This is a genomic window from Candidatus Accumulibacter sp. ACC007 (assembly GCF_907163205.1).
Classification (GTDB): Bacteria; Pseudomonadota; Gammaproteobacteria; order Burkholderiales; family Rhodocyclaceae; genus Accumulibacter; species Accumulibacter regalis.
In genome coordinates, this window is sequence record NZ_CAJQUD010000009.1 from 101438 (window position 1) to 114218 (window position 12781).

At 63.3% G+C, this 12781-nt stretch carries 12 protein-coding genes and 1 tRNA gene; 3 read left to right on the forward strand and 10 right to left on the reverse strand.

Annotation, left to right across the window (positions count from 1 at the left end; translation table 11 throughout):
* Nucleotides 1-57 precede the first annotated feature (57 nt).
* Nucleotides 58-1524 carry a hemerythrin domain-containing protein gene (locus QZ634_RS18160; RefSeq protein WP_291990869.1) on the forward strand — a complete coding sequence of 489 codons (1467 nt, stop codon included), beginning with the start codon at nt 58-60 and terminating at the stop codon, nt 1522-1524.
* A gap of 51 nt (nt 1525-1575) precedes the next feature.
* Here the strand turns inward: QZ634_RS18160 and QZ634_RS18165 are convergent.
* From QZ634_RS18165 to QZ634_RS18210, 10 genes are all read right to left on the reverse strand, one after another.
* Nucleotides 1576-1652, reverse strand: a tRNA-Pro gene (locus QZ634_RS18165).
* 30 nt (nt 1653-1682) lie between these two features.
* Nucleotides 1683-2057 carry a MerR family transcriptional regulator gene (locus tag QZ634_RS18170; RefSeq protein WP_291991087.1) on the reverse strand — a complete coding sequence of 125 codons (375 nt, stop codon included), beginning with the start codon at nt 2055-2057 and terminating at the stop codon, nt 1683-1685.
* Entirely contained in the window at nt 2041-2343 is a 303-nt protein-coding gene (locus QZ634_RS18175; protein WP_042335585.1) for an integration host factor subunit alpha, read from the reverse strand. The genes QZ634_RS18170 and QZ634_RS18175 overlap by 17 nt, the downstream gene beginning before the upstream one ends.
* 12 nt (nt 2344-2355) lie before the next feature.
* A complete protein-coding gene (pheT, locus tag QZ634_RS18180; protein ID WP_291990870.1) occupies nt 2356-4731 on the reverse strand; it encodes a phenylalanine--tRNA ligase subunit beta in 2376 nt (791 codons plus the stop codon).
* A 64-nt stretch (nt 4732-4795) separates the two neighbouring features.
* Nucleotides 4796-5854 carry a phenylalanine--tRNA ligase subunit alpha gene (gene pheS, locus QZ634_RS18185; RefSeq protein WP_291990872.1) on the reverse strand — a complete coding sequence of 353 codons (1059 nt, stop codon included), beginning with the start codon at nt 5852-5854 and terminating at the stop codon, nt 4796-4798.
* Between the two features lie 52 nt (nt 5855-5906).
* Complete coding sequence (gene rplT / locus QZ634_RS18190) at nt 5907-6266, reverse strand: 50S ribosomal protein L20 (RefSeq protein ID WP_042335591.1); 360 nt, start codon at nt 6264-6266, stop codon at nt 5907-5909.
* Nucleotides 6267-6277: 11 nt separating this feature from the next.
* A complete protein-coding gene (gene rpmI / locus QZ634_RS18195; protein ID WP_043567180.1) occupies nt 6278-6475 on the reverse strand; it encodes a 50S ribosomal protein L35 in 198 nt (65 codons plus the stop codon).
* Between the two features lie 130 nt (nt 6476-6605).
* Nucleotides 6606-7127, reverse strand: coding sequence for a translation initiation factor IF-3 (infC, locus tag QZ634_RS18200; protein ID WP_291863189.1), 522 nt, complete (start codon nt 7125-7127; stop codon nt 6606-6608).
* A 26-nt stretch (nt 7128-7153) separates the two neighbouring features.
* Nucleotides 7154-9070 (reverse strand): threonine--tRNA ligase, encoded by a 1917-nt coding sequence (gene thrS / locus QZ634_RS18205; RefSeq protein WP_291990875.1) that lies wholly within the window; start codon nt 9068-9070, stop codon nt 7154-7156.
* A 286-nt stretch (nt 9071-9356) separates the two neighbouring features.
* The gene (locus QZ634_RS18210) at nt 9357-10598 is read right to left on the reverse strand and encodes a DUF1887 family CARF protein (protein WP_291990877.1); all 1242 of its coding nucleotides are present in this window, start codon (nt 10596-10598) and stop codon (nt 9357-9359) included.
* Between the two features lie 201 nt (nt 10599-10799).
* Between QZ634_RS18210 and QZ634_RS18215 the strand changes: the two genes are divergently transcribed.
* Together QZ634_RS18215 and QZ634_RS18220 are read left to right on the forward strand one after the other, a co-directional pair.
* Nucleotides 10800-11894: a calcium/sodium antiporter gene (locus QZ634_RS18215; RefSeq protein ID WP_291990879.1), complete on the forward strand. Its 1095-nt coding sequence runs from the start codon at nt 10800-10802 to the stop codon at nt 11892-11894.
* A 43-nt stretch (nt 11895-11937) separates the two neighbouring features.
* A complete protein-coding gene (locus QZ634_RS18220) occupies nt 11938-12735 on the forward strand; it encodes an alpha/beta fold hydrolase (protein ID WP_291990881.1) in 798 nt (265 codons plus the stop codon).
* Nucleotides 12736-12781: the final 46 nt, after the last annotated feature.

Here is a 12781-nt window from a genome sequence, read left to right on the forward strand (position 1 = left end):
CCACAACCAGAACAGCGCGACCGGCAGCGCCGCGCGGCCAGCGAAGGTGAAGCGCTGATGGCCTTCACATGGGATCGCTACTTCGAGACGGGAATTGCCATCGTTGATTCCCAGCATCGCGGGCTGGTCGCGCTGATCAACGAGGCGGCGCCCTTGCTGACTGGCGGCGGAATGCCAGGGCGCGAACGCATCGAAGCCTTGCTCGAACGTCTGGGCGACTACGCCAGCAGCCACTTCACCGCCGAAGAAGGCGTGATGCGCTCGTCCGGCCTGCTGCCTGAATATATCGGCAAGCACTACGCCGATCATCGGGCCTTCGTCGAGCAGTTGCGCGAGTTTCGCGTGCAGATGGACGACGAGTCGCTGGCCACCGTGGGACCGAGTCTGCTGCGCTTTCTGAGCAGCTGGCTGACCTTCCATATCCACGATGAAGACCAGCGCATGGCGCGCCAGATCCGCCTAATCGACGCCGGGCACGGACCCGAAAGCGCCTTCGCCGAATCGGGCACGGTTGCTCGCGACGATAAGGCGCGAGCCGCCCTGATCGCGGCCTTGATGGATCTGCACGCGGTCGTCGGTGAACGAAACAAGACGCTGCACGCAACCAACGAAAAACTGAAGGCATCGAGCCGGCAGTTGGCGCAGTTCAACCAGGAACTCGAAACACGGGTAGCCGAACGGACGGCCGAACTGGCAGCGACGGTGGCGCAAATGGAGCGGACGAAGGGACAACTGCTGCAGTCCGAAAAGATGGCTGCGGTGGGCCAGCTGGCCGCTGGCGTCGCGCACGAGATCAACAATCCGATCGGCTTCGTCAATTCCAACCTCGGATCGCTCCGGGCGCACGTGCGCCAGCTGCTCGCGCTGATCGCGGCCTTCGACGAGCTGCGCCAGGCCACCCCCGAGAGCGATGTGCGTCGGCAGAGAATCGACGCGGCTTGCGCGCAGGCCGACCTCGAGTATCTTCGGCAGGACATCGGCGACTTGATCGACGAATCGGCGCAGGGCCTGAGCCGCGTCAAGAAGATCGTCGAGAACCTGAAGGACTTCTCGCACGTCGACGCCGCAGAGTGGCAATCTGCCGACATCAACGCCGGCCTCGAGTCCACCATCAACGTCGCCTGGAATGAGCTCAAGTACAAGGCCACGGTGGTCCGGAACTACGGCCAGTTGCCGCGGGTGCACTGCCTCCCGGCGCAGCTCAATCAGGTCTTTCTCAATCTCCTGGTCAATGCCGCGCAGTCGATTGACGTCCACGGCACGATTACGCTGTCCACCGGTAGCGGCGAGGGTTTCGTGTGGATCGAGATCAGCGATACCGGCAGGGGCATGAGCGAGGCGGTGCAACGCCGGATCTTCGAGCCCTTCTACACCACCAAACCGGTCGGCCAGGGTACCGGCCTTGGGCTCTCGATTTCCTGGGAGATCATCGTCGAAAAGCACTCCGGGAAAATCGACGTCAGCAGCCAGCTTGAGCGCGGCACTCGTTTCCGTATCGAGCTTCCGCTGCTCGCAGGCCAATAAAAAAACCGGCCCAGGGCCGGTTCTTCATTTTCTCTAACTATCTGATTCTATTGGTCGGGGCGCCGGGATTCGAACTCGGGACCCCTTGCACCCCATGCAAGTGCGCTACCAGGCTGCGCCACGCCCCGACAAGCTGCGCATTATAACCGAAATCATCATCAGCGCTCTTGAACGCGCAGCATTTCTGCAATGCTCAGCAGCTCGCTGCGCAGCACCTCATTGCTCATTGCCGAGCCGCCGCCGGGAGCCTGGGGATCGGCATCTTCGAGACGATTGCGGGCGCCGCTGATCGTGAACCCCTGGCTGTAGAGAAGTTCCCGGATGCGGCGCACCAGGAGAACTTCATGATGCTGATAGTAGCGGCGGTTGCCGCGCCGCTTGACGGGTTTGAGCTGCGAGAACTCCTGCTCCCAATAGCGCAACACATGCGGCTTGACGCCGCACAGCTCACTGACCTCGCCAATCGTGAAGTAACGCTTGGCCGGTATGGGCGGCAATGGCTCATTGCCGTTGTCTCTAGGACTGGCTTCCATCATAAGCGTGCTCCACCTCGGCCTTCAGTTTCTGGCTGGCATGAAAAGTGACCACGCGTCGGGCAGTGATCGGGATTTCTTCGCCAGTTTTTGGATTGCGGCCCGGCCGCTGCGGTTTGTCGCGCAGCTGAAAATTGCCGAATCCGGAGAGCTTCACGCCATCCCCGCGCTCCAACGCATTGCGAATCTCTTCGAAAAAAGCCTCGACCATGTCCTTGGCCTCGCGTTTGTTGAGGCCGACCTTCTCGAACAGAAAATCGGCGAGTTCTGCCTTGGTAAGCGTCATACCCTCCCCTTCTCAGACGCGCAGCTGCGCCGCGAATGTCTCTTGCAGATAGGCCATCAGGTGCTGCATGGCGGCGTCAACTTCGACTTCCTGCAAGGTTTTTCGAGTATCTTGCATCGTTATGCGGAAGGCAAGGCTTTTCTTGCCGGCCTCGACTCCGCGCCCGACATAGACGTCGAAGAGATTGATTTCGCGGACGATTTCTGGACGATTGGCGATCATGCCGTCGATCAAAGGCTGCAAATCAAGTCTTTGATCGACGACAATGGCCATGTCGCGTATGACCGGTGGTTGCCGCGACACCTCGGCGTATTGCGCCCGCCTGGCCATGACCACAGCATCGAGGTCGACTTCGAAAATGACCGGAGCCTGCGGCAGTTCGTATTTCTGCTGCCACTGCGGATGCAGCTCGCCGATGAAGCCGATGGCCTTGCCGTCGACCACGACGCGGGCGCTACGCCCGGGATGCAGAGCCGGATGAGCGGTTTTCTCGAAGCTCGCCACACGCGGGGCGAGCAAGCGCTCGAGATCGCCCTTGAGGTCGAAGAAATCGACCTGGCGCGCGGCACAGCCCCACTGCTCTGGCGCGGCTGTGCCGTAAGCCAGAGCAGTGAGTTTCCACGGCTGACGGAAGCCGGCGACGGGTTCGCCCGCTGCATCGCGGAAGAAACATCGCCCGGTCTCGAACAGGCGCGCGCGCGCCTGCCGGCGTTTTAGGTTGCCGGCCAGGTTGGCGAGCAGGCCACCGATCAGCGTCGAGCGCATGACGCTCAGCTGACTGGCAATCGGATTGGCCAGGCGAATCAGTTCGCCGTTGTCGGCAAAATCACGCTCCCAGGCCTCGTCGACGAAGGCGAAGTTGACCACTTCCTGATAGCCGCAGTCAGCGGCGATCTGGCGAACACGCGCCAACGGCCGCGTCTCCTCGGTCTGCGGCAACATCGCCAGCAAGCCCGTTGGCACGACCGCCGGGATGTTCTCGTAGCCGTGCAGGCGGGCGAGCTCCTCGATCAGGTCTTCCTCGATCTCCAGGTCGAAGCGGTAGCTCGGCGGCGTGACGACGAAGTCGTCAGCGTCCCTGCGAAAGGGCAGGGCGAGACGCGCAAAGAGTTCACCAATGTGCTCGACGCCCAACTCGACACCGAGAACCTTGGCCACTCGCGCCGGACGCAGGCGAACCTCGGGGCGCTCGGGCAGGATTGCCAGAGCCTCGCTCACCGGCCCGGCCTGACCACCGCAGATATCGAGAACCAGTCGCGTGGCACGCTCGAGCGCGCGCCGCGTGCCACCGAAATCGACACCCCGCTCGAAACGATGCGCAGCGTCGGAAACAAAGCCGTGGCGACGCGCACGACCGGCAATCGCCGTCGGGGCAAAAAAAGCCGCTTCGAGGAACAGCTCGCGGGTGTCCAGACTGATGCCGCTCTCCTCGCCGCCCATCACCCCGGCCATCGCCAACGGCCGCTGCTCGTCGGCGATCAGCAGCACGTCGTCCTGCAACTCCACGGTCTGTTCGTTGAGCAGAGTGATTTTTTCGCCCGCACGCGCCATGCGCGCATGAATGGCGCCGTGCAGGCGGCTATCGTCAAAGGCGTGCAGCGGCTGGCCGACTTCGAGCATGACGTAGTTGGTGATATCGACCAGGGCGGAGATCGGCCGTATCCCGCTGCGCTCGAGGCGACGGCTCATCCAGGTCGGCGTCGGCGCCGCGGCATCGACGCCGACGATCACCCGCCCGCAGTAGCGCGGGCAGGCTTCCGGCGCGTCGAGAACGAGGTCACGCGCGCGGCTGATGGTGGCCTCGACTTCGTCGACCTGCGTCAGGCGGGCCGGCGTTCCGGTCAGCGCGGCGACCTCGCGGGCGACACCTTCCAGCGACAGGCAATCCGCCCGATTCGGTGTCAGCTTGAGGGTCAACAGGCGATCGTCGAGATCGAGATGGCGGCGGATATCCTCACCCACCGGCGCCTCGTCGCTCAGCAGCAGGAGGCCGGCAGCGTCTTCGGCGATGCCGAGTTCCTTGGCCGAGCAGAGCATCCCTGACGAGGCAACGCCACGCACCTTGGCGACCTTGATCGCGAAGCCTCCCGGAAGTTCGGCGCCGGGAAGGGCGCAGGGCACCTTGATCCCGGCCGCCGCGTTGGGCGCTCCGCAGACGATCTGCAGCGTCTCGCCCAAGCCGACGTCGACGCGGCAGACATTGAGGCGCTCCGCGTCCGGGTGCTTGTCGACTTCGAGCACCTCGGCGACGAGCACCTTGTCGAAGGCCGGAGCGACGGTTTCCTCCTCCTCCACTTCGAGACCGGCCATGGTCAACAGATGCGAAAATTCGCCGCCCGAACAAGCGGGGTCAACGAAGCTGCGAAGCCAGGATTCTGAAAATTTCATGGACGGGCGAACTCAGGAGAAGGCATTGGCGATCAGGGCGGTCAGGAGGGGGTCAGACGGGCGCTCAGACGAACTGGCGCAGGAAGCGCAGGTCGCCATCGTAGAACAGGCGCAGGTCATTGACGCCATAACGCAACATCGTCAGCCGGTCAGGCCCCATGCCAAAAGCAAATCCGATGTACCTCTCGGGATCGATACCGACGTGGCGCAAGACGTTGGGATGGACCATGCCGCAACCGGCAATCTCCAGCCAGCGCCCCTTGAGCGCGCCGCTCATGAAGGCCATGTCGATCTCTGCCGACGGCTCGGTGAACGGGAAGAACGACGGACGGAAGCGAACCTGCAGGTCGTCGCTCTCGAAAAAGCGGCGCAGGAAGTCGCCGATGACGCCCTTCAGGTCGGCAAAGCTGACCCGCTCGCCGACCCACAGGCCCTCGACCTGATGGAACATCGGCGAATGCGTGGCATCGGAATCGACGCGATACACACGTCCCGGGGCGATCACGCGGATCTCCGGCATCGTTTCCGCACCGCCATGCCTGGCGACATGCCTGGCGACATGCGCCTGCATGTAGCGGACCTGGATCGGGCTGGTATGCGTACGCAGGAGGACGTTTTCGGCGACCCCCCCGGCCGAGTCCTGCAGATAGAAGGTATCGTGCATCGAACGTGCGGGGTGATCTGCCGGCGTATTGAGCGCCGTGAAGTTCTGAAAATCGGCCTCGATCTCCGGGCCGTCGGCGACCTCGAAACCGATCGAGGCAAAGAGCGCTTCGATGCGCTCCAGCGTCCGCGTCACCGGATGCAGACCGCCGTGCGACTGGCCGCGTCCGGGGAGCGTGACGTCCAGCGCCTCTTCAGCCAGTCGCGCTGCCAGCGCCATCTGGCGCAGCGCTTCGCGACGCGCGTTGAGGGCCGCTTCGACAGCGTTCTTGGCGCGATTGATGCTCACCCCCACGCTCTTGCGCTGGTCTGCCGGAAGTGTGGCCAAGCCCTTCAGCAAGGCTGTAATCTGGCCGCTCTTGCCGAGATAGGTGGCTTTGATTTGCTCCAGCGCGTCGGGATCGTCGGTCGCCGCAAAGGCAGCCGACGCGGCGTGGACTATTTCATCGAAGTTATGCATGGTTCACCGAAAAAAAGGAGGCTGACGCCTCCTTTTTTGACACGGGTCTAGCTCAGGCGTCGAGCTGGGCCTTGGCCTGCACGGCCAGAGCAGCAAAAGCCGGCTTGTCGAAAACAGCCAGATCGGCGAGCACCTTGCGATCCACTTCGATCTGCGCCTTCTTGAGGCCATTCATGAAGGTACTGTACTTCATGCCCAGTTCTCTCGCCGCGGCGTTGATGCGCGCGATCCAGAGACTGCGAAACTGACGCTTGCGCTGGCGGCGGTCACGATAGGCATACTGACCGGCCTTCATCACCGCCTGCTTGGCAACGCGGTAGACGTTCTTGCGGCGACCGCGATAACCCTTGGCCAGGGCGAGGATTTTCTTGTGGCGCGCGTGCGCCGTTACACCACGTTTTACTCGGGGCATCTCTTATCTCCTCAAGCGTAAGGCAGCATGGAACGAACCATGGCCTTGTCAGATGCATGGACTTCGGTCATCCCGCGCAACTGGCGCTTGGTCTTGGTGTCCTTCTTGGTCAGGATGTGACGCTTGAACGCCTGCGAGCGCTTGATGCGGCCGCTGGCACTGACCGTGAAGCGCTTCTTTGCTCCACTCTTGGTCTTCATCTTGGGCATTTCATGCTCCATTTATAGACATGCTGCCAGGTGTCTCCCGACGGGAGCGCTTTCAACCCGACCACACTTGTTTTTGCTGCCAGGATCGGCAACAGGGGCTGCTTCTACATCGACAACTGCTTTTCCACCCTTACTTCTTCTTGCTCGGCGTCAGGACCATGACCATCTGCCGCCCTTCCATCTTCGGCATCTGCTCGACCACCGCCATCTCCTGAAGATCGGCCCTGATGCGCTCGATCTGGCGCATGCCGATATCCTGATGCGCCATTTCCCGACCGCGAAAGCGCAAAGTGACCTTGACCTTGTCCTCTTCCTCGAGGAAGCGCGTCATGTTGCGCAGTTTGATCTGGTAGTCGTTCTCGTCGGTACCGGGGCGAAACTTGACCTCCTTGACCTGCACCTGTTTCTGCTTCTGTCGCTGCTCGTGCTGGCGCTTCTGCTCCTGGTACTTGAACTTTCCGAAATCGACGATCCGGCAAACCGGCGGTCGTGCCATCGGGGCGATCTCGACCAGATCGAGCCCCGCTTCCTCGGCAAGGGACAGCGCCTCCCTGGAACTCATGACCCCCAATGCCTCGCCATCCTCCCCGATCAGCCGGATTTCTGGTGCATTGATCTCTTGGTTAACGCGTTGCGCCTTTTGCAGTGCGATGGTTCCGCTCCTTGTGTCGACAAAAGTTAAGCCGTACCACTTCGCGCTGCAACTTCATCGAGAAGTTGCCTGGTCAGAGTCTCGATCGACATTTGTCCGAGATCCTGACCTCCGCGTGTGCGCACGGCCACCAGGTTCGCTGCCACTTCCTTGTCGCCAACGACGATCTGATAGGGCAGCTTGTTCAAGCTATGTTCTCGTATTTTATAGCTAATTTTTTCGTTGCGCAAATCCGCCTCGACCCTCAGGCCGGCATTGCGCAGCGTTTGCGCAATCCGTTCGGCGTACTCGCCCTGCTTCTCTGAAATATTGATCACCACCGCCTGCGTCGGCGACAGCCACAGCGGCATTGCACCAGCATAATGCTCGACGAGAATGCCGATAAAACGTTCCAGCGAACCAAGGATCGCCCGGTGCAGCATCACCGGGACATGCCGATCATTGTCCTCGCCGACGTAGTGTGCATCAAGGCGCTCGGGCAAGGCAAAATCAAGCTGCAGCGTGCCGCACTGCCAGACGCGGCCGAGGCAATCCTTGAGCGAGAACTCGATCTTCGGGCCATAGAAAGCGCCCTCTCCGGGCTGCACCTCGTAGCTCAGACCCTTGGCCTTCAGCGCCTCAGCGAGAGCGGCTTCGGCCCTGTCCCATTGCGCGTCGGAGCCGATACGTTTTTCCGGGCGGGTCGACAACTTGACGATGATGTCGGTAAACCCGAAATCGGCATAGACCTTCTCCAAAAGATCGATGAAGGCCTCGGTCTCCGGCAATACCTGCGCTTCCGTGCAGAAGATGTGCGCGTCATCCTGGACGAAAGCGCGTACGCGCATGATTCCGTGCAAAGCCCCCGATGGCTCGTTGCGATGACACGAGCCGAACTCGGCGAGGCGCAAAGGCAGGTCGCGGTAGCTGCGCAAACCCTGATTGAAGATCTGGATATGCCCGGGGCAGTTCATCGGCTTGACCGCGTAATCGCGGTTCTCGGAGGCGGTGGTGAACATGTGCTCGGCGTAGTTCTCCCAATGCCCCGAGCGCTCCCACAGAGAGCGATCCATGATCATCGGCGTCTTCACTTCGCGGTAGCCGTGACGGTCGAGCAGACGGCGCATGTACTGCTCGACCTCCTGCCAGATGGTCCATCCCTTGGGGTGCCAGAAAACCATCCCCGGCGACTCTTCCTGCAGATGAAAGAGGTCCAGTTGCCGACCGAGCTTGCGGTGATCGCGCTTCTCGGCTTCCTCGAGCATGTGCAGGTACGCTTGCTGATCCTCTTTCCTGGCCCACGCCGTCCCGTAGATGCGCTGCAACTGTTCGTTGCGATGATCGCCACGCCAGTAGGCACCGGCCAGCTTCATCAGCTTGAACACTTTCAGCTTGCCGGTAGACGGCACGTGCGGTCCGCGGCAAAGATCGACGAAATCGCCCTGGCGATAAAGCGAAACCTCCTGCCCCTCCGGAATGGCCTCGATCAGCTCGGCCTTGTAGCGCTCGCCGAGCGACTGGAAGAACGCCACGGCCGCGGCGCGCTCGCTGACTTCTCGCTGCACCGGGAGATCACGTTTGGCGAGTTCGCCCATGCGTTCTTCGATAGCCGCCAGGTCCTCGTTGGTAAACGGACGCTGATAGGCAAAATCGTAGTAGAAACCGTTTTCGATGACCGGCCCGATAGTCACCTGCGCCTCCGGAAAGAGCTCTTTGACGGCATGCGCCATCAGATGCGCGGCCGAATGCCGGATCACCTCCAGACCCTCGGGATCCTTCTCGGTGACGATGCCCAGCTGCACGTCGCCGGTGATCGAGAACGAAGTGTCGACCAGACGTCCATCGACCTTGCCGGCAAGCGCAGCGCGCGCCAGGCCAGCACCGATGCTCTGCGCGACCTCGGCAACCGTCACCGGCTGTGCGAACTCTCTTTGCGAACCGTCAGGCAGTGTGACAACCGGCATAAGGAAACCCCAGCAAGAAAATGGAAAAGCCAGAGGTCCGCTCTGGCTCCAAGACACTCAGCATTCGGCGGCCGCAACCTCAAACGCGGCCCTCACCACGACAGCGCACGCGCCAGCGCTCGACACTCCGGCAGCCAGGCCAAGCGAAACGGCCAGGCGGGCGCAGCGGCGGAATCCGCGAGGGCAGGATTCTAGCACAGCGGCCAGCGGCTGCGAAAAGCCGCGTACGCAACAGCGAAGGCAATTTTGCGCCGAGCGCGAAAAGGCGAGGCGACGCAGCTCCCCGTCACGACAGGCCACGGGAAGCGCTGTCGAGGTGCATCCAGTGCTCGATATCGCTACGCAGGTCCGCCAGTTGCTCGGGTTCGATCAGGCGGATACGGTAGGCGCGGGCGCGTTCGCGTGCCGCCGAGCCGGTTCCCGGATGCAGTCGCCTGGCGGTAAGCAGCCAGGTTTCGCCCATTGCCCCTCCGACGTGCCGGCGCAGGCTGTCGAGACGGTTGAGAATGGCCTGGCTGCCGCCTTCGGTGGTGATCTGTACGCCGGTCTTGCATTCGAGCACCAGGAGCTGGTTGCGCCACACAAGCGCGGCGTCGAGTTCATTGCCGGCGCCTTCCTGGGCGCCTTCGGCGTCGATCCGCACATTGGTTCCCCAGTGGCCATCGGGAATCTGGCCGTCCGCCTGCAAGCCGGCGAGCGTCAGCCAGACCCATTCCTCGAGCCAGCCACCACCGGCGTAGCGAGCCACCGTCTCGCTCGGGAAAGCGAAGCGGCAATCGCCGTCCCATTGCCAGATGCCGGCCTGCTCGAAGGCCCAGGCGAGTTGGTGGTGATTGGCGAAGAGCGCCCGTTCGGCGACGATTGCACCCTGAAACGGACGGATGACCATGCCGTCCGGACGCCTCTTTGGCAGAACTTCGCGGGTCAGCCGGTTGACGTAGCCAAAGAAGCCACCCAGCTGCGAAGCCGAGCACGCCAGGTGCTCGGTCAGAAAGGCACGCGCGGCGGTGGCGCGGGCAAGATCGGCGCTCCAGGTAGGATCGGCGACGACACGGTACCCTTGCATCTGCAGCAGGTCGGTCAGCCGCAGCATGTCCGGCGGCAGCTCCAGCGGCGCGCCACCGCCCAGAGGCTCGAGCAGATCGTGGTGCGTATCGCAGTACCAGGCGTCGCCCAGGCCGGCAAAGGCGCCGAGAAAGCCGAAGGACATCACCTTGGTCCCCCCACTGGCGTTGAGATCGATCGGCCAGCCGGGAAACTCGCTGCGCAGCGACGCCGCCAGTTCGCGGGCGTAGCGGGTGATTCGCCCGAGGTCGTGGTCTGGCGTGTGACGAACGATACGCACCGCATCCTCCGCCCAGCCCGCTTCGCGCAGGACACGACTCACCTGCAACGCGCCCCGACACGCAGGCTCGGCATCACTGGCGGCGATGATCACGCGGGCCGGCCGCAAGCGTAGCGCCGGCAGGCTGTTCTGCATGATCTGCTCGGAAGCCAGGCAGACAAGAATGCGTGGCTGGAACGGCATGGAGTAGGTCCGTAGACGAGGGAAGCTGTCATTGTGCCCTTTCTGTCGGCAAATACGGCGTCACGGCGCGAGCTTGAGTCGAAATGGTGGTCGTGCGATGATCGCCGCGCCGCCGGCACGGGCCCCGCCAGCTGCCGGGCCGATGGGGCGGGCGGCGCGCAGGCCAGGGGCCGCACCGATCAACTGCACGGACGACATCACATGCTCTGGTTCATCCCCGGTCTCATCGCCCTTATTGTCGGCGCCGAACTGCTGGTCCGTGGCGCCTCGAAGCTTGCCCTGTCGTTCGGCATCTCGCCGCTCGTCGTCGGCCTGACGGTCGTCGCCTTCGGCACCAGTTCGCCCGAACTCGCCGTGTCGGTACAGTCGGCGTGGTCTGGCCAGGTCGACATCGCGCTCGGTAACGTGGTCGGCAGCAACATCTTCAACGTACTGTTCATCCTCGGCCTTTCGGCCCTGATCACGCCACTGCTCGTGCATCGCCAGCTGATCCGGCAGGAAGTACCGATGATGGTCGCCGTCTCGCTGCTGCTCTGGATGCTCGTCGCCGACGGTGGCATCAGTCGCGGCGATGGCCTGCTGCTGGTCGGACTGCTGCTCGCCTATACCGTCCTGATCATCCGCCAGAGCCGCCGGGAGAGCATAGCGCTCGCCACGCCCGAGCCCGCTTCCGAGATCAAGCCGGTGGACGACCGGGCCTGGGATGCTCACTGGCTGGCGCAGGCCCTGCTCATCGCACTGGGCATGGGTCTGCTCGTGCTCGGATCCAACTGGCTCGTCGAGGCGGCGGTGACCCTGGCGCGAAGGCTGGGAATGAGTGAGGTGGTCGTCGGACTGACCATCGTCGCCGCCGGCACTTCACTGCCGGAAGTGGCGACGTCGATCATGGCGACAGTGCGCGGTGAGCGCGACATTGCCGTCGGCAACGTCGTCGGCAGCAACACCTTCAATATCCTCGCCGTACTCGGCATCTCGGCGAGCGTCGCGCCGGGCGATCTCCTCGTCCCGGCGTCGCTGCTCGCCTTCGACCTGCCAGTAATGGTTGCCGTCGCGGTCGCCTGCCTGCCCATTTTCTTTACCGGCCACCTGATCGCACGCTGGGAGGGAGCGCTGTTCCTCGCTTACTACGCGGGCTATACGACCTACCTCGTGCTCGACGCCGCCGATCACGCCGCGCAAAGCGGCTTCTCGCTGGTAATGAGCGGCTTCGCCCTGCCGCTCACCGCGATCACCTTGATCGTGCTCGCCTGGCGCCACTGGAACAGTCCGCGCAGCGCACCAGGTGTGGGCCGATGACCCGGCACCGCAGCGGCAGCCCCCTCTGAAAGCCTCGGCAACCATGAAAACCAGACGAATTCATACCCTGCACCGACCGGCAACCGGACCGGCGCGTACGCCGCGCCTCCTTTTCGTCCATGGCGGTTACGCCACGGCGGGCTGCTGGGACGCGTACTTTCTGCCCTATTTCAGCCGTCGCGGTTTCGATTGCCGAGCACTCGACCTGGCTGGCCACGGCGCCAGCGACGGTCGCGAGCGGCTCGACGGGTTCGGACTCGACGACTACGTCGACGACGTCGTACAGGTCGCTCAGGGCATCGACGAGCCGCTCATCCTGATCGGCCATTCGATGGGCAGCGTCGTCGTCGAACGCGTCCTCGAACGGCAGCCGGCACAGGCCGCGGTCCTGATGGCGCCGGTGCCACCCGGCGGCATTCTCGGCGCAACGATGAACATCGCTTTCGCCCAACCGGCGTTCTTCAGCGAACAGGCGCGTGCCACGCAGGGCGAGTACAGCGAGAAGACGCTGCGCACGATCCGCGACGTCTACTACTCACGCGAAACGAAAAGCGAGGATCTGATCCGCTTCGGTCGCCTGTTCCAGCCCGAGTCCCGGCGCGCAATCCTCGATCTGACGCTGTTGGCGATGCGCATCGGCGGACGGCGGCCGAAGCTGCCCGTTCTCGTCGTCGGCGGCGAAGCCGATGCCGTTTTCCAACCCGCCCTGCTGAACTTCACCGCCAGCCGCTGGCGTGCCGACGAGAGCGTCATTCCCGGCGCCGGCCATACCCTGATGCTCGACGCCCATTGGCAGCCAGCAGCCGCGAAAATCGCCGACTGGATCGACGCGCAGTCGTAGCCGCCCGGCGGCAGGCCGCAAGCGGTTCCGCCCGTGCAGCGGCTTC